This is a genomic window from Amycolatopsis sp. NPDC051071 (assembly GCF_040682875.1).
Lineage (GTDB): Bacteria > Actinomycetota > Actinomycetes > Mycobacteriales > Pseudonocardiaceae > Amycolatopsis.
This window is the reverse complement of sequence record NZ_JBFBBY010000152.1, coordinates 1-16,981: the sequence shown is the minus strand read 5'-3', so window position 1 is coordinate 16,981 and position 16,981 is coordinate 1. Positions and strand designations below refer to the sequence as shown.

The following is a 16,981-nucleotide window of genomic DNA, read 5'->3' as shown; positions in this document are numbered from 1 at the left end:
CCACACCCCACCCCCCACCCCCCCCCCCACCCCCCCCCCGCCCTCCGGGTTGTTATGGGGGCACCCATTATTCTGTTTTTACCCCTCCGGGCCACCCCTCATGACGTTTCGCAGGCTTGAGGCAAGTACATGAAGGCCCCCTTCCTGTACCTAGGCGTACCTAGGCGCAAGGAAGGGGGCCTTCATGTACTTGGCATCCCGAAGGTGGCCTTCGCGACAAACGTCCAGCCTCACGGAGGCCCCGTGCGCCTTCACCACCTAGGCTTCGCTACATGACTGAGATGGCCAGGGAGGCCGCGGCCGGATTCGACAACTCCGGCGGGACCGGCGGTCAGCCGGTGCTCGACCGGCTGGTCGCGTTGCTGGACTTGGAGAAGATCGAGGAGAACATCTTCCGCGGCGTCTCACCGGCTCATTCGCCGGTGCGGGTGTTCGGCGGGCAGGTCGCGGGGCAGGCGCTGGTCGCCGCCGGGCGCACCGTGCCCGAGGAGCGGAAGGTCCACTCGCTGCACGCGTACTTCATCCGCGGCGGCGACCCGAGTGTCCCGATCGTCTACGAGGTCGACCGCATCCGCGACGGCCGGTCCTTCACCACTCGCCGGGTCGTGGGCATCCAGCACGGCAAGGCGATTTTCTCGCTGTCCGCGTCGTTCCAGAAGGACGAAGGCGGCATCGAGCACTCCGAGGGCATGCCGGACGTACCGGACCCCGAGTCGCTCCCGACGTTGCAGGAGCGGGCCGAGGGCTACTTCATCGGCCACCACGACCGGCCGCGCCCGATCGATCTCCGTTACGTCAACGACCCGCCGTGGGTGACGCGGCAGTCCGGCGAGCTCCCCGCACGCAACCAGGTCTGGATGCGGGCCGACGGCAAGCTCCCGGATCAGCAGCTGCTGCACGTCTGCGTGCTGACCTACGCCTCCGACATGACGCTCCTGGATTCGGTGCTGGCGCGCCACGGCGTCTACTGGGACCTCGACAAGGTGATCGGCGCGAGCCTCGACCACGCGCTCTGGTTCCATCGCCCGTTCCGCGCCGACGAATGGTTCCTCTACGACAGCGCGTCGCCGACGGCCTCGGGTGCGCGGGGGCTGGCCACCGGCCGGTTCTTCGCCGCGGATGGAACGCACATCGCGACTGTCGTGCAGGAAGGCCTTCTTCGCGTGGTGTGAACGGTGACGTTCCGCATCGAAGAGGTGCCTTGCCCACCCTTTAGAGGGAATGGTAAATGCATTAACCTCTGGTGCCAAAGTATTACGCATTGACTGGGACATAAAGGGAGGGCCGGAACCGATCGGGGGACGGCTCCGGCCCTGCACCGGGTTGATCCGGCTGCGACGGGTATCCTTGCGGAAGCCCATCGGTGCAGCTCGCGGCCCCGCGCCCGTGCCGCGAGCGGATCCGCCGCCGCCGATGAGGACGAGACGTACCGCGTTGCACAATGCTCAACCTACAACGGCAATCTGCAAATTGCAGGATGAAAGTCCGGACGTGTCGGGAAATGGTCGGGTGATCATCTCACCGAATGTGTCCGGGGCTGGTTAGATGTGCTTCGAGCGAGGTTTCCTGAACACTGTTCTCCTCGCCGCGTCGCGATCGGTGTTGCTCGGACAGCCTGTGGAGGTGCCGTGATGACGAGGGGTCAGGGACCCACCGTGCGCCGCCGGAGACTGGCGAGTGAATTGAGGCGGTTGCGCGAGGCTGCGGACCTCACCATCGACGAGGTGAGCGAGAAGCTCGAATGCTCGGCGTCGAAGGTCAGCCGCATCGAAACCGGGCACGTCGGCGTCACCCCGCGCGACGCGCGCGACATGCTCGAGTTGTACGGCATCGCGGGCGACGAGCAGGAGGCACTCGTCCAGCTGGCCAGGGAAGCCCGCAAACGCGGCTGGTGGCACGCGTATAACGAGGTGTTCACCGGCACTTTCGTCGGTTTGGAGGCGGACGCGAGTTCGCTGCGGGCGTTCCAGGCACTGCTGGTGCCGGGTTTGTTGCAGACCGAACGCTATGCCAAGGCCGTGATCAGGGCGATGCGGCCCGACGCGGAAGACGCCGAGATCAGGCGCAGGGTGGCGGCGAGGATGGCGCGGCAGGAGCTGCTGACGGATCCGTCGCCGCCGGAGTACTGGACCGTGATCGACGAGGCGGTCCTGCACCGCACGATCGACGGGGCCGAGGTGATGGCGGAACAGCTGTACCGGATGGTCGCCATGGCCGCCCAGCCCAACGTGACGGTCCAGGTCGTGCCGTTCGGCGCGGGTGCCCATCCCGGGATGGAGGGTCCGTTCCTCATCATGGGCTTCCCCGAACTGGCCGACACCGACGTGGTCTACGTCGACAGCACCTCCAGTGGGCTGTACCTGGAGGAACCCCCGGACGTCCGGCGATACGCGTTGATGTTCGACCATCTCCGCGCCGCCGCGTTGAAGCCGGACGACTCGGTCGAGGTGATCGCCGAGGCCGCCGGAAGGTTCGCCGAACAGGCGGCCCTGCCGGACAGACCGCATTATCGGGACTCGGGCGTTTTAGGTGTGCTCGAAGTCCCCGGACACGAGTAAAGGAGTGGGGAGCATGACGCCCAACGATGATCTTTCCCAGGCCCGGTGGCGCAAGAGCAGCCACAGCGGGGGCGGCAACGACTGCGTCGAGGTCGCCTTCACCGGTACCGGCGCCGCACTGAGGGATTCGAAGGACCCTGAAGGAGGTGCCTTCCGCCTTTCACCGCACGCTTGGTCCGGGCTGCTCGGCGCCGTGCGCGCGGGTGGCCCAGTCCTGGGCTGAACGACGCTGAACTGGCACCGGACGACGCTGGAACTCGACCCCTTACGCCCCCCGAGCAGGGGATGGGCGGGAGTAAGGGGTCGAACCATGTCCGGGTGTAGGTGATCACCCGATGCCGGAGGGCACCCCTCAGGACGAATCTGGTCACTACCAAACCAGGTAGTGAGTTCCTAAGGGGAAACAGCGATGAACAGCAGCGACGCCCTACTCGTCGGAGTACAGGCCGAAGTGGACTACCGGACCGAGCAGCTGCTCAAGGCCGGTCGCAGCGTGTGGGTCGACAGGGCCCGCCGGGTGAGCAAACGGATCCGCGCGCAGCGCGCCGAGGTCCAGGTGCCCGCCCAGCAGCGCCGTGAGACCGGGCAGCTGCCCGCTCGCAGCGGTGAGATCACCCGGTAGAGGCCGAGTGCGATGAAGCTCTCGGTGAAAACACAGGCGAAGTTGTCGGCCCGGTAGGCAAGAATGCACCTCGTGCCCCGTCTTGGCTCCGGAATCCCGATCGTCGCCCGCACTCAGGAGATGCGGCAGCTCCGCGCCGCCTTCGCCCGTGCAGAACGGGCCGAGGCCGGTGCGGTGCTGCTCTCCGGTGATGCCGGCGTCGGCAAGACCCGGCTGCTCACCGCGCTCGGCGAATACACCGCCGGCGCCGGCGCCCTCGTGCTCACGGGGCGCTGTATCGACGTCCGTGAGGGCGGCCTTCCTTATCTTCCGTTCGCCGAGGCACTGGCGCCTTTGGCGACGACGTCGGATCCCGCGGTCACCGCCGCGGTCCGTGCCCGGCCCGCGCTGGGCAGGCTCTTGCCGCAGATGCAGCAGGCGGAGGACTTCCCCGCCATCGAAGACGGTCAGCTCACCGCGAGCGAACGGGTGTCGACGGAACGGCTCCGGCCCGAACAGGACCTTGGCCAGCTCCAGCTGTTCGACGCGGTACTGGGGGTGCTGACCGCCATCGCGCTGCGCCGTCCGGTGGCGATCCTGCTGGAGGATCTGCACTGGGCCGACGGATCGACCCGGAACCTGCTGTCCTTCCTGCTGACGAGGCTGCGCACCCAGCGGTTGCTGGTGGTGGCGAGCTATCGCGAGGAGGACGTCCACCGGCGGCATCCGCTGCGGGCCCTGCTGTCCGAGGTGGTGCGGCTGGGCGCGGTCGAACGCGTCGAGGTCAAACCGTTCGGGGCCGAGGACGCGCGCGCGTTTGTCGAGGCGCTGGCCGACGAGCCGATCGGCCAGGACATGATCGCCGACATCGTCGCCCGGTCCGAGGGCAATCCCTTCTTCGTCGAGGAGCTGCTCGCGTCCGCGAAGGACTGTCGTGATCTTCCCTCCGGGCTCGCCGACGTACTCCTCGCGCGGCTGGAGCAGCTGTCGCCCATCGCGCGACGGGTGGTGCGTACGGTCTCGGTCGCCAACGACGCGGTGGCGCACGCCGCGCTCGCCGAGATCTCCGGGCTGGCCGAACTCGAACTCGACGAGGCCCTGCGTGAAGCGGTGCAGCACCACGTCCTGGTGATCGAGAACGGTTTTTACGCCTTCCGCCACGCCTTGTTGCAGGAAGCGGTCTACGGCGACCTCTTGCCGGGGGAGCGGGTGCGCATGCACGCGGCGTACGCGGTGCGGATCCGCACGCGGACGCAGGGCCGAGGGCAGGACGCGCGGCTCGCGCACCACAGCCTGGAGAGCAAGGACTTCGTCACCGCGCTCGCGGCGTTGCTGCGTGCGATGGACGAGGCCGAGAAGCTGGGCGCGCCCGGCGCGGCGCTGCGGCACGTCGAGCAGGCACTGTCCATCTGGGACGCGGTGCCACCGCAGGACCGGCCGTCGGATGTCGACGAACTCCGGCTCCTGCACGAGGCTTCGTACTTCGCGAGCACGTCGGGTGAGCCCGAGCGGGCGGTCGCCTATTCGCGGTCCGCGACGGAGGCGCTCGGTCCGGACACCGGGAACGAGCGTTCCGCCAAGGTGTGGCGCCGTCACGCGGAGGCACTGCTTTCGGTGGACGGCACGTTGGACGAGGTCGTCGAGGCCATCGACCGGGCCTGGGGGCTGGTGGAACACACCGAGGCGAGCTCCGCGCGGGCCTGGGTGCTCGCGACGAGGGCAGGCATCCTGCGCTTGATCGACAGGCACGAGGAGGCGCTGAAGTGCGCACTCGCCGCTGTCGCCGACGCCAGGGCCGTCGGCGCGGGAGGGGCGGAGGCGGCCGCGCTGGTCTCGCTCGGCACGCTGGCCGATTCGGCGGGCGACATCGAGGAAGCAAGGGAACGGCTGCGGCAGGCCGAGCGGAAGGCCCGCGATTCGGGGGCGCTCAACGGCGAACTCCGGGCGCTGCACTTCCTCGGGCTCAGCTACGACGACCGCGCCGAGATCCATTCCGCGCTGAAGTACTACGCCAAGGGGATCAAACGGGCCGAGGAATCCGGGCTGACCTGGAGTTCGTTCGGCATCGAACTGCGGACCAAACACCTCACGCTGCGGTATGTCAGCGGGGACTGGCCGGATGACGACGACGCCGGCCGCGCGGGCCGCGGCGTTTCGAGTGTCGTCGCCGCCCGGTTCCTGGGCATCTGGGCGCAGTTCGTCATCGCGTGGGGCCGGTTCGAGGACGCGGACAAGATCCTGCCCGGCCTGCGGCAGCACTGGAGCACGGACGTGTCGATCGCGCTGGCGGCCGGTGACGCGGCCATCCAGCTCGCGACGTGGCGCCGTGACCACGCGGGCGCGGTGCGGCAGGCCCACGAGCTGATCGACTGGCTCGAAGAGACCGAACCCGCGATGCTCGGCGGGATCCGGATCAGCGTGCACGGCCTCGCCGCCGCCGTCGCGCAGGCCGCCGAAGCCCGGGTCCGCGGGGATCAAGCGACCATTGAGGCCGCGGTGGAATCGGGTGAGAAGATGCTCGCCCACGGACGCCGCTGCGCTGAACACGGCATCCCGCGTTCGGTGTCGCTCGGCCCGGAGGCACTGGCGTGGCTCGCCCGGTTGGAGGCGCTCGGCAGCTGCCTGCGCGGGGCGGGTGAACCGGCGTTGTGGGCGAAGGCGGTGGAGGCGTTCGGGTACGGCGCGGTGTACGAGCAGGCGATGTGCCGTCTGCAACACGCCAAGGCCTTGCTGGCCTCCGACGGCGACACCGCGCTAGCCGCGTCGGAGCTGCTGGCCGCGTACGCTGTGGCCGACAAGCTGGGTGCCTGCCCGCTGCGGGAAGCCGTCCGGGACCTGAGCCACCGGGCGCGTGTCGAACTGCCAGGGGAGCCCGCGGCCCCACGGCGCGACGTCGTCGATCCACTCACCGACCGCGAACGGGACGTGCTGGAGCGCGTCGCGCTCGGCCGGACCAACCGGCAAGTCGGCGACGAGCTGTACATCAGCGAGAAGACGGTGAGCGTCCACCTCTCACGCGTGATGGCGAAGCTCGGGGCGAGCCGCCGGGCGGAAGCCGTCGCCATCGCCTACGACCGAGGCCTCCTGGCCGCGCCAAGCGCTTCCTGACCGCGTTTAGTCCTCTAGTTGCGGTACTTGCGTGTGCAAGGACCGCAACTCTTGAGTTCGGCGTCCAGCAAGTGAGATCCCTCTTCAAGCACGCGAGTTGCGTGCTCAAGCACGCGAGTTACGCCTTCAAGCACGCGAGTTACGTCCTTGAGCACGCGAGTCACGCCTTCGCCCTGCCTGGCCGCCGACCCCGTGAACAAGTCGGTCACAGCGAGCCCAGACACCACGCCACCTTTGTCTTCCCCCTCAATAGAGAAATAATTGCGGCGAGCGGCGAGCGTCAGCGGCGCGGAAGGCGGCGAAGGGCCTTCAGGCTCGTGCTCAGGATCCGGGCCCACAGCTTCGGCGGGATTCCGCGGCCGGGGCGCAGCGGCATCCCGCGCTGGAGCGCGATCGCCTGCGCCTCGGTGTACTTCAGCAGCCCTTCGGCACCGTTACGCCGTCCGACGCCGGACTCCTTCATCCCGCCCATCGGCAGTCCCACGGTCCCGAATGTCGCCGCGAAACCTTCGTTGACGTTGACCGTCCCGGCCTTCAGCCGCGCCGCGACCTCCCAGCCCGCGCGGCCGTTGCGTGACCATACGCTCGCGTTCAGCCCGAACCGGGTGTCGTTGGCGCGCTCGATCGCTTCGGTGACGTCGGTGTAGCCGTAGATCGACACGACGGGCCCAAAGGTCTCCTCGGCGAACAGCTTCACGTCTTCGGTGACGTCGGTGAGCACGGTCGGCTCATAGAACAGCGGGCCGAGGTCGGGCCGGGCTTTTCCGCCGGTGAGCACGGTCGCGCCCTGGGACCGGGCGTCCTCGACATGCGCCGAAACCGACGCCAGCTGGTCCTCCGACGTCAGCGAACCCATCTGTGCCCGGTAGTCGAGCGCGCCGCCGAGGCGGACCGCCGCCGTCTTGGCGACGAAGGCGCGCGTGAACTCCTCGCGGATGGACTCGTGGACGTAGATCCGCTCGACCGAGACGCACAGCTGGCCCGCGGAGGAGAAGCACGCGGTCACCGCACCGGTGGCGGTTTTGGCGATGTCCGCGTCGGGCAGCACGATCATCGGGTTCTTGCCGCCGAGTTCCAGCGAGTAGCTCGTTAGCCGCTCCGCCACCTTCGCGGCGAGCCCCTTGCCTGTCGGCGTCGAGCCGGTGAAGCACAGGTAATCCGACTCCTCGACCAGCGCGTCACCGATCCGTGAGCCGCGGCCGAGCACGATCTGCCAGACACCGGCGGGCAGCCCGGCCTCCTCGGCGAGCTCCTGCAGCCACAGCGCGGAGAGCGCGGTCTGGTTGTCCGGCTTCTGCACGACGGCGTTGCCCGCCGCGAGTGCGGGCAGGACGTCCATCGCGGTGAGCGCGAGCGGGTAGTTCCACGGCGAGATGATCCCGACGACGCCCTTGGGATGCCGGATCTCGCCGACCTTCGTCAGCACCGGGATCAGGCCGGCGGCGCGGCGCGGCGAAAGGAACTTCGCGCTGTGCTTGCCGTAGTAGGCGGCGACCAGAGCGGTGGCGCTGACCTCGTCGAAGGCGTCCATCCGTGCTTTGCCCGCCTCGACCTGCACGAGGTCGAGCGCCTCTTCCTGACGTTTGAGGACGAGGTCGTGCAGGCGGATCAGGATGCGCTGCCGGTCCTCGACCGGCCGCTCGGCCCACGAGCGCTGCGCTTCGCGGGCCTGGTCGAATACGGTGCGGACGTCGGCGTCGGTGGCCTGGGGGAGAGTCGCGATCGGCAGCCCGGTGAACGGCGCGCGCATCCGGACCGGCGCCGAGTCCTTGCCGCCCACGACCCGCCGCACGAGCCGTTCCGCCCTGGCCGCGGCCGGTGCGCCGGGGATGCCGCCGATGGTGGCCGGATCTTCGGTGTGGCCCGTGCTCGCCGGTGTCGTGCTCGTCATGCCGTCTCCGTTCAGTGCCGCGCGGAGCCGGGAGGCGCCACGCAGAGCCCAGGTGTTACCGACGAGTACAGCATACTGCCGGTATGGAGACTGTCCACCGCTGACATGAATAAGTTTCACATATTGCCGGGTTGGGGCGGGTTGCCGGGTGACGGGCGAAGGATGTCCTGCTGTTGCAACGCGGAGCCCGAGGGTGGCGTCGGAAGCTGTGGCGCGTACTGCTGAGGCTGCGGATACTGCTGCTGAGGGACGCCGGGAGCGTAAGGGTTGTAAGGCGCCGGATAGGGGACCTGCCGGGGCGGCCCGGGTTCACGTTTGTTCGCCACGATCGCCAGCCCGATGGTGAGCAAGGCCACCAGCCCGCCAGCCAGCAGGATCCAGAACCCGCTCCCGGTGCCGTAACGCGAGGTGAACCGGCCGGTGTCCTGGCCGAAGCTCAAACTCGCCGAGACGTCCATGCCGAACATCCAGACGCCGAACGCGGTCCCCGCCCCACCGGCGATCAGCAGTGTCCTCGACGTGGTCGCCGCCGGTGATGCCGAACTCCGCCGGTAGGAGGCGAAACCGACCGTGGCACCCGCAATCAGCAGCAGCGCCGCGGCGGACAGCGGGATGCCGTACCGGGCGACGTGGGTCTTGTCGTAGAACTCCTTCTCCTCCGGCGTCGGCTCGATGTCGAACGACCTCGTCCAGCCGGTCTCGGCGAACTTCGACACCGACTTGCCGTCGGAGAGCTGTTCGTAGGTCGACTGCGGAAGAAAAGTCGCCACGATCACCAGGAGCGCGGCGAAAACGCCCATCATCGCGGCGAACAACCGAGGGAGCCGGGCGTCCGACGGTGGCCGTGGCGCCGCGACGGGAGCTTGGGATGGCTGGACTACGCTGAACGGGCCAGTCTGTTGGTACGGCTGCTGCTGCGGCGCGTTCATGGTCGGCCTTTCCGCCGGTTCTGTTGTCCAGCAAGGAATTTCACCACGAATCGGCCACTTAAATAAGTGTCACCTGTGCTCTGGTCATCCGCTTTCGCGCGTGCTAAGTGGGGAGTTTCGGCCAGGCACTGTTCGCCAGTGCCCTGGCGACGTCGCACGCGTTCGGTGCCTGCACAGCGAGGACCACGTGCTCGACCTGGTTCCTGCCCGGATCCGGGCCGCCGATGTGGCCGGTGAGCACCGTGCAGCCACCGGAAACCTCCTGGACGAACGATTCGCGCCCGCTCAACGTCTCCTCGCGCACCCCCGTCGTGGCCTTCGGATGCGGGCCGAGGCCGAATTCCAGCCGGACGAGCCGTTCCGCGTTCTGTTCACCCCAAACGCAGTGGTGCTTGGACAAATCACCCTTCCCGGCGACCGTCGCGCCAAGCCGCTCGGAGATCTCGCCGTCGGACCACAGGGCGGAGCAGGCGTCCAGCCGGGCCAGTGATCGGTCGCGGTAGTCGAGATGCGCGGCCTGCTTGCCCGCCGCGAGCGACCGGGCGGCGGCTTCGGCGGCTTTCGTCACCACGTCCAGCAATGCGGGGCCGACGGCTTCCCGGGATTCACGGCGTTCGTAGTACGTGCCGACCCGCAGGGTGGCGTCGTCGGTGAAAAGAAGGTGGAGAAGGGGCTGGCCTCGCAGATCCGAGCGGAGCATCCGCAGGCCGCGAGGGAGCGCCTGTTCGGGAACCGGGGTGGCGCCGGTGAGGCGTTCCTTCGCCCGGTCTTCCGGAAAGCCGAAACTGATCAAGGCGGGTGATCCCGCGACCTCGGTCCGGAACGAGCAGGCACCCATGCCGATCACCGGTTCCCCGACCAGCGGATGGGTTTTCGCGATCTCGGCGAAATCGAGGAGGCCGCAGAAGTCTGCGGTCGTGGGATCGCCGAGTGCTTCGCGCAGCGTCAAGGGTCCTGAAGGCGGCGTGGACGCCAACGTGGACGACGACGTGCTCGCGGGAGGCTCGGCCGTGCATCCGGTGAGCAGAAGGATGGCCGTGGTCAGTGCGGCGAACGCCGTCGATCTCCCCATGGCGGGAGCTTACGTCGAGGCGTCCTGGTAAAGCAGCACCGCGACGCGCTTCCATTCGTCCAGCAATTGACGACGTCGCTGGGGATCGCCGCCGAGCTCCGCGTCCAGCGCGAGACCGCGCGTGAGGTTCACCGTGAGCCAGAACAGGATTTCCGCCCTTTCCTTCGGCAGGTCGCCGGCGATCGCCGTGATGTGTTCCAGTGTCGAACGGCCCAGCGCCTTGTCGACCGGGCGGATGGCCTCGCGTAGTTCGGGATCGGTCCTGGCCGCGACCCACAGTTCGGTGGCGGCCGTGGACAACGTGCCGGAGTAACCCTCCCACAGCAGGTCGATCGCCGCCGCGACCCCCGAGGCGCCACCGGGGAGGGCGGAGATCGACTCCGCGAGCCGCCCGCGCAGCTTCTCGGTCAGATGCTCGACGGCGGCCGCCATCAACTCGGCCTTCGCGGAGAAGTGGTGCTGCACGGCGCCCTTCGAGACACCGGCGCGGGCGCAGATCTCCTGGACCGAGGTACGCGCGTAGCCGAGGTCGACCAGGCAGCCGATGGTCGCGTCGAGCAGGGCGGCCCGGGTCTGTTCCCGGCGCTCGGCCTGCGTGCGGTGGGTTCTGCCGATCACGCTCACCGGACCGGTACCCCCTTTACGTGCAGCTCGGTACGGATGTACATTCCGCTTGGAACTTACATCCTAAGCGTCATGTTTTCCAGGTCGTCCTCAGGAGGCGTTGGCCGTGCCCTTGCAGATCCAGAAGAGCTCGTGGAGCACGACGGAGCTCGAAGACCTCCGGGACCTCGCCCGGACCTTCTGCCAGAAGGAACTCGCACCGAACCAGGAACGCTGGGCGGCCGACAAGAAGGTCGACCGGGAGCTGTGGACGAAGGCGGGCGACGTCGGCCTGCTGGCCCTGTCCATCCCGGAGGAGTACGGCGGTGGCGGCGGCACCTTCGCCCACGAGGCCGTGCTGTACGAGGAGCAGGCCCGTTCCGGCGACAGCGCGTGGGGCGTCACCGTCCACAATGGAATTGTCGCGCACTACCTGCTGGAGTACGCGACCGAAGAGAAGAAACGGGAGTGGCTGCCGAAATTCGCGTCCGGCGCGATGGTCGGCGCCGTCGCGATGACCGAGCCCGGCACGGGATCGGACCTGCAGGGCATCAAGGCCCGCGCGGTACGCGACGGCGACCACTACGTGATCAACGGCGCGAAGACGTTCATCACCAACGGTTTCCACGCCGACCTCGTCGTCGTCGCGGTGAAGACCGACCCGGACGCGGGTGCGCAGGGTGTCTCGCTGATCGCCGTCGAGACCGACACCCCCGGCTTCAGCCGCGGCCGCGTCCTCGACAAGATCGGGCTCAAGGGCCAGGACACCGCCGAGCTGAACTTCGACGACGTCCGCGTGCCCGTCGCGAACCTCCTCGGTGACAAGGAAGGCCTCGGTTTCATCCAGCTGATGCAGCAGCTTCCGCAGGAACGGCTGATCATCGCCGTCACCGCGGTCGCCGGGATGGAGGCCGCGATCGACCAGACCATCGCCTACACCAAGGATCGCCAGGCGTTCGGCCGCCCGATCTACAACTTTCAGAACACGAAGTTCAAACTCGCCGAGGCCGCCACCGAGGCCGCGGTTTCCCGCGCGTACCTCGACCAGTGCATCGAGCGGCATCTGCGCAAGGAACTCGACGTGCAGGGCGCGGCGATGGCGAAACTGTGGACCACCGAGCGGGTCAACAAGGTCGTCGACGACTGCCTGCAGCTGTTCGGCGGCTACGGCTATATGACCGAGTACCCGATCGCACGGGCGTGGGCCGACATCCGGATCTCCCGGATCTTCGGTGGCACCAGTGAGATCATGAAGGAAATCATCTCCCGCACACTCTGACAATCGTTGCCGTACCAGGAAAGGACGTGGCGATGAAGGCTGGGCCGCTGAGCGGGCTCAAGGTCGTCGAACTGGCCGGGCTCGCCCCGGCGCCGTTCGCCTGCACGATCCTCGCCGATCTCGGCGCGGAAGTCGTCCGGATCGACCGGGCTACCCCGGGCAACGACGTCATCAGCTTCCCGAACGATCCGCTCGCCCGCGGCAGGCGGTCGATCGGGATCAACACCAAGACCCCCGAGGGGGTCGAACTGGTGCTGAAACTCGCCGACGAGGCCGACGTCCTCATCGAGGGATTCCGGCCGGGGGTGGCCGAGCGGATGGGCATCGGGCCGGAGCAGGTCCACGCCCGCAACCCGCGGCTGGTCTACGGCCGGATGACCGGCTACGGCCAGGACGGCCCGCTGGCGACCGTCGCCGGACACGACATCAACTACATCGGCATCTCCGGCGCGCTCGAACCGATCGGGCACGCGGGACAGCGGCCGGTGGTGCCGCTCAACCTCGTCGGCGACTTCGGCGGCGGTGGCCTGCTGCTCGCGATGGGTGTGCTGGCGGCACTGTTCGAACGCCAGTCGTCCGGCAAGGGACAGGTCGTCGACGCCGCCATGGTGGACGGCGCGGCCCTGCTGACCACCAGCCTGCACGGGCTGCTGAACACCGGGCTCTGGCCGGGCGGGCGTGGCGAGAACATGCTCGACGGCGGCGCGCCGTTCTACGACACCTACGAGACCGCCGACGGCAAGTACGTCGCCATCGGCGCGATCGAGATGCGGTTCTGGGGCGACCTGGTGAAGGTGCTCGGGCTCGACCCGGACGAGACGCCGGTGCACGTCGACAAGAACGAATGGCCGAAGCTGCGCAAGATCGTCGCCGAAGCCGTCGCGAAGCACACTCGCGACGAACTGGTCGCGAAGGCCGAAGGTACCGACGCGTGCCTGACGCCGGTGCTCGCGCCGGGGGAGGCGCCGTCGCATCCGCACAACGTCGCGCGCGGGACGTTCGTCGACATCGGCGGTGTGGTGCAGCCCGCGCCGGCGCCGAGGTTCGACCGGACCCCGGCGGAGACACCCGAACCGCCGCGTCCCAAGGGCGGTGACACCGCCGACGTCCTCGCGGAACTCGGCGTGGACGCCGAGGGGATCGAGCGGCTGAAGGCAGCGGGCACGATCGCTTAGCCGGGCGTAAGGCAAAGGTTGCGCCTTCGGGTGAGTTGGTGCCTAGGGTGGCGCGGCACCGCACTCGCGTGCTTAGAGCCGAAACTCGCGTGCTTGAAGGCGTGACTCGCGTGCTTGAAGGGGTAACTCGCGTGCTTGAGCACGCGAGTCACGCCTTCGCGCTGGCCGCCAACCCCGCGAACAAGCCGGTCACAGCGAGCCCGGGCACCACGCCACGATTGCCTTGCCCCTCACTCGCCGGGTTCCGGGGCGGGGTCCAGATCGGACCGCACCATCGAGTAGAGGATGTGGTCGCGCCAGGCCCCGTCCCGGAACCCGTAGCCGCGCAGCACACCCTCCTTGGTGAAACCCGCCTTCGTCAGGGATCGCTGCTCCGCGGCGTTGCCCGCTTCCGTGGTCGCCTCGACCCGGTTCATCTGCGTGTGCGCGAAGAGGTACCGGGCGAGCAGCCGCTGCGCCGTCGTCCCGTAACCGTGCCCGCGGGCCTCGGGGATCAGCATCAGGCCGGCGTTCCAGCAGTAGGACGTCGCCCCGGTCCTGGTCTTGTGCCAGGAGACGAATCCGAGGCGCTGGTCGTCGAGCACGATCATCAGCATCCCGTTGTCCGCCGCGAGCATGCCGGTCTCGGTCCAGCGGCGGTGCAGGAAGCCGGGGTCGTGCCAGCCGTGCCATTCGAACGGCCCGGAGGCCGCCGGATCGTTCGTCAGTGCTTCGAGCGTCGGCAGGTCTGCTTCGCGCACCGGTCTGAGTGCGACTCCGGACTCGTCCATTTTTGAGAGATTAGGACGCGTGGTTCTCGAAGGTGCCGTGACGCCCCGCGCCGCCGCTGAACCGGCCTGCCCCTTCGACGGCCTCCTCGGCGAGCCCGCCGCTGATCAGCGCGTTCGAGAACTCGGCCCGGACGGCTTCCTCTTCGGTGAGCCCGTACTGGCCGTACGCGGACCGTCGGTCGGCACGCAGGCAGGACTGCGGGAAGGCGGCCAGCTCGCGCGCCAGTGCCTGTGCGGCCGTCAGCGCCTCGCCGTCGGGTACGACCCGGTTCGCCAGCCCGATCGCGAGCGCCTCGCCGGCATCGACCGCGCGGCCGGTGAGGATCAAGTCCATCGCGCGTGAGTGCCCGATCAGCCGGGGCAGGCGCACCGTGCCGCCGTCGATCAGCGGAACGCCCCAGCGGCGGCAGAACACCCCGAAGACGGCCGTGCTGTCAGCGACCCGTAGATCGCACCACAGCGCCAGTTCCAGGCCACCCGCGACGGCGTGCCCGTGGACCGCGGCGATCACCGGCTTCGACAACGCCATCCGCGTCGGCCCCATCGGCCCGTCACCCGCCGGGCTGAGCGCGTTGGCGCGGTCGGTGCCGATGGCCTTCAGATCGGCTCCGGCGCAGAAAGCGTCACCCGAACCGGTGAGGACGGCGACGGCCGCTTCGGGATCGGCGTCGAAGGCGCGGAACGCGTCGGCCAGCGCGGACGCGGTCGGACCGTCGACCGCGTTGCGGGCTTCGGGCCGGTTCAGTGTGATCGTCGTCACTGGTCCGTCCCGGTGGACGAGGACATTTTCGCTCATCGATCGCTCCCTGGGACGAATCCGGGTGGGCAGGGTGGGCAGCGGGGCCCGAATCTCCTTAAAGTGGTGACAAAGTCCGCAGTGCGCGCGGAGTCATCGTCTGGACACTACGGTGTGATGGGATGGAGCCATGTCGCCCGGCTTGAAGAAATTCGTTGTGATCGCTGTTGTCGCGCTCGTGCTCTTCTTTCTGATCAGCAGGCCGACCCAGTCCGCCGACGCTGTCCACACCGCTCTCGGCTGGCTTCGGTCCGGAGCCGAAGCCATCGTGACGTTCGTGCGAAGCGTCTTCTCCTGACCTTTGCGTCCCCGCACCGGTGTCCCTGCTGACACCGGTGTTCACTCTGCGCGGCCACCTGGGGATATCACTCAGTGTCACCCGTCCCAGATTTCGGTCGGGCGACTCGACCATCCGAGTGGATTGGCCCCGAAAACCCGCTGGTCGACGAATTCGTGCCCATCCAGCTCTGGCGGAAAAGACCTCCGCGCCCCTACGGTGCTCACATTGCGTGATCGGTTGGTTCTCCAGGCGCCGGAGCCGGTCTCCTGGGCGAAGAGTTTCCGCAGGTGCAAGCCTCAGGGCTGAAAGCGGAACATTCAGCCGGGCAAGTAAGTCAGGACTTGTCAGTCGGGGAATCATGAGGAGGCAGGGATGACCGGAGATCCCGGAGTCGATGCGTTGATCCGGCAGTGGGCCGCCGAGCGCGAGCAAACCCCCGAGGAGCAGGAGGTCGACCGGATCGCGTCGGCGTGGCTCGCCGATGTGCCCCGTCAGGCGCCCGGGATCCCCGGCCAGCGCCAGCAGTCCGGCCAGGCCCGCTGGGCGCCGGTCGAGGCAGCCGATCCCGGCTACGTCGACGCGATGCGCAGCCGCCTCCCCGAGGTCCCACAGGACCTGCTCGTCGCGGCCGCCGGCTGGTGGCAGATGGTGGGCGGCGTCGCCGAGGCCGAAGCCTGGTGGGACGCCGGACTCAGCCCGCTCGACCAGCGCGCGCTCGACTACCGCGCGGCCGGGCTCGCCCCGTCCGACCTGAGCCGTCGTCTCGGCCCGATGACCGTCTTGCAGCACCTTCGCCGCGGCAGCGCCCCGGCCTGGTGCGTCGCGCGGCTGGCGAGGCAACAGAAGTCCGCCTGATGAGAACTTCTCGCACGCGCGGGTGAACCGGCGTGGCAAGGACGATCTCGAAGACCGCGTAACGCTAACCTGCGCGGGCTCGTTGTTCGAGCATCGGTCGTGATCGCCGCCCACGCTGGAGGACTCGCTTCGTGCGCACCACCCCGGAAAACGACGAGCTCGTCGCCGACCCGGCCACGCCCACTCCGCCACGCCGCGGGGTGGGCGCCGCCGTCCTCGGCAGGCTGGTGATCGTGCTGGCCGTGCTCGGCCTCGCCGGGGGAGGAATCTGGCTGGTGACCAAGGCGTCCGCCCCGGTCGCGAGCCCGACGACGATGGAGATCCCCGCCCTGCAGGTCAAGGCGGCGGACGTCCGGCCGGGGTCGATCGCCCCGGTCAACGCCACCCCCGCCGGCGGCGCGGCCCAGCAGACCGTGCCGCAGCAGGCGCAGCCGAAACCGGGCAAGGATCCGCTGGCCGCGTGGACCGAGCGGGCGGCGCAGGCCACCGGCATCCCGGCCCGCGCGCTGCTCGCCTACGGCAACGCCGAACTGGCGATGCGTCAAATGCAGCCCGGCTGCAAGATCTCGTGGGCCACGCTCGCCGGCATCGGCCGGATCGAGTCGAACCACGGCCAGTACGGCGGCGCCGTCCTCGGCCAGGACGGGCGCCCGTCGAAGCCGATCATCGGCGTCCCGCTCGACGGCTCACCCGGCGTCAAGGCGATCGGTGACACCGACGGCGGCCAGTTCGACGGCGACGCGGCCGTCGACCGCGCCGTCGGCCCGATGCAGTTCATCCCCAGCACCTGGCGTCGCTACGCCGCCGACGGCAACCGCGACGGCGTCGGCGACCCGCAGCAGATCGACGACGCGACGCTGGCGGCGGCGCGATACCTGTGCGTCGGCAATCGTGACATGTCGGCCGCGTCGGGGTGGTGGCAGGGGATTCTGTCGTACAACAACTCGACGGAGTACGCGCAGAAGGTGTTCGGCCTGGCGGATGACTACGCGAAGGGCGTTCAGGCCGCTAAGTGAGCTTGTTAGCGCGTGAAGGCCCCCTTCCCTCGGCTGAGTCGAGGGAAG

Annotated in this window: 16 protein-coding genes; 10 read left to right on the top strand and 6 right to left on the bottom strand. The window is 68.8% G+C overall.

Annotated elements, in window-relative coordinates; translation table 11 throughout:
* Positions 1 to 272 precede the first annotated feature (272 nt).
* The 5 genes from AB0M65_RS33085 to AB0M65_RS33065 all read left to right on the top strand — a co-directional run bounded on the left by AB0M65_RS33085 (position 273) and on the right by AB0M65_RS33065 (position 6,267).
* Complete coding sequence (locus AB0M65_RS33085; RefSeq protein WP_364036624.1) at positions 273 to 1,172, top strand: acyl-CoA thioesterase II; 900 nt, start codon at positions 273 to 275, stop codon at positions 1,170 to 1,172.
* A 459-nt stretch (positions 1,173 to 1,631) separates the two neighbouring features.
* A complete protein-coding gene (locus tag AB0M65_RS33080; RefSeq protein WP_364036621.1) occupies positions 1,632 to 2,558 on the top strand; it encodes a helix-turn-helix transcriptional regulator in 927 nt (308 codons plus the stop codon).
* A 13-nt stretch (positions 2,559 to 2,571) separates the two neighbouring features.
* Positions 2,572 to 2,781 (top strand): DUF397 domain-containing protein, encoded by a 210-nt coding sequence (locus AB0M65_RS33075; RefSeq protein WP_364036618.1) that lies wholly within the window; start codon positions 2,572 to 2,574, stop codon positions 2,779 to 2,781.
* Between the two features lie 186 nt (positions 2,782 to 2,967).
* Positions 2,968 to 3,180 carry a hypothetical protein gene (locus tag AB0M65_RS33070; RefSeq protein WP_364036615.1) on the top strand — a complete coding sequence of 71 codons (213 nt, stop codon included), beginning with the start codon at positions 2,968 to 2,970 and terminating at the stop codon, positions 3,178 to 3,180.
* Between the two features lie 63 nt (positions 3,181 to 3,243).
* Positions 3,244 to 6,267, top strand: a complete 3,024-nt coding sequence (locus AB0M65_RS33065; RefSeq protein WP_364036611.1) for an AAA family ATPase — start codon at positions 3,244 to 3,246, stop codon at positions 6,265 to 6,267.
* A gap of 280 nt (positions 6,268 to 6,547) precedes the next feature.
* On the opposite strand, the gene AB0M65_RS33060 is transcribed toward AB0M65_RS33065, so the two are convergent.
* From AB0M65_RS33060 to AB0M65_RS33045, 4 genes are all read right to left on the bottom strand, one after another.
* On the bottom strand, positions 6,548 to 8,158 hold the full coding sequence (locus AB0M65_RS33060) for a succinic semialdehyde dehydrogenase (RefSeq protein WP_364036608.1): 1,611 nt from the start codon (positions 8,156 to 8,158) through the stop codon (positions 6,548 to 6,550).
* Between the two features lie 116 nt (positions 8,159 to 8,274).
* Positions 8,275 to 8,961, bottom strand: a complete 687-nt coding sequence (locus AB0M65_RS33055; RefSeq protein ID WP_364036605.1) for a hypothetical protein — start codon at positions 8,959 to 8,961, stop codon at positions 8,275 to 8,277.
* A gap of 229 nt (positions 8,962 to 9,190) precedes the next feature.
* Positions 9,191 to 10,159 (bottom strand): hypothetical protein, encoded by a 969-nt coding sequence (locus AB0M65_RS33050; protein ID WP_364036602.1) that lies wholly within the window; start codon positions 10,157 to 10,159, stop codon positions 9,191 to 9,193.
* 9 nt (positions 10,160 to 10,168) lie between these two features.
* Positions 10,169 to 10,783: a TetR/AcrR family transcriptional regulator gene (locus tag AB0M65_RS33045; RefSeq protein WP_364036599.1), complete on the bottom strand. Its 615-nt coding sequence runs from the start codon at positions 10,781 to 10,783 to the stop codon at positions 10,169 to 10,171.
* Positions 10,784 to 10,889: 106 nt separating this feature from the next.
* On the opposite strand from AB0M65_RS33045, the gene AB0M65_RS33040 reads away from it, so the two are divergent.
* Together AB0M65_RS33040 and AB0M65_RS33035 are read left to right on the top strand one after the other, a co-directional pair.
* Entirely contained in the window at positions 10,890 to 12,041 is a 1,152-nt protein-coding gene (locus AB0M65_RS33040; protein WP_364036596.1) for an acyl-CoA dehydrogenase family protein, read from the top strand.
* A gap of 32 nt (positions 12,042 to 12,073) precedes the next feature.
* A complete protein-coding gene (locus AB0M65_RS33035; protein WP_364036593.1) occupies positions 12,074 to 13,216 on the top strand; it encodes a CaiB/BaiF CoA-transferase family protein in 1,143 nt (380 codons plus the stop codon).
* A gap of 230 nt (positions 13,217 to 13,446) precedes the next feature.
* Here AB0M65_RS33035 and AB0M65_RS33030 read toward each other — a convergent pair whose 3' ends face one another.
* Complete coding sequence (locus AB0M65_RS33030) at positions 13,447 to 13,986, bottom strand: GNAT family protein (RefSeq protein ID WP_364036590.1); 540 nt, start codon at positions 13,984 to 13,986, stop codon at positions 13,447 to 13,449.
* 10 nt (positions 13,987 to 13,996) lie between these two features.
* Positions 13,997 to 14,782: a crotonase/enoyl-CoA hydratase family protein gene (locus tag AB0M65_RS33025; RefSeq protein ID WP_364036587.1), complete on the bottom strand. Its 786-nt coding sequence runs from the start codon at positions 14,780 to 14,782 to the stop codon at positions 13,997 to 13,999.
* 157 nt (positions 14,783 to 14,939) lie between these two features.
* Between AB0M65_RS33025 and AB0M65_RS33020 the strand changes: the two genes are divergently transcribed.
* From AB0M65_RS33020 to AB0M65_RS33010, 3 genes are all read left to right on the top strand, one after another.
* Positions 14,940 to 15,080, top strand: a complete 141-nt coding sequence (locus tag AB0M65_RS33020; protein WP_364036627.1) for a hypothetical protein — start codon at positions 14,940 to 14,942, stop codon at positions 15,078 to 15,080.
* 354 nt (positions 15,081 to 15,434) lie between these two features.
* Positions 15,435 to 15,917 carry a helix-turn-helix transcriptional regulator gene (locus AB0M65_RS33015; protein WP_364036584.1) on the top strand — a complete coding sequence of 161 codons (483 nt, stop codon included), beginning with the start codon at positions 15,435 to 15,437 and terminating at the stop codon, positions 15,915 to 15,917.
* 131 nt (positions 15,918 to 16,048) lie between these two features.
* Entirely contained in the window at positions 16,049 to 16,933 is an 885-nt protein-coding gene (locus AB0M65_RS33010; protein WP_364036581.1) for a lytic murein transglycosylase, read from the top strand.
* The last annotated feature ends 48 nt before the right edge of the window (positions 16,934 to 16,981 follow it).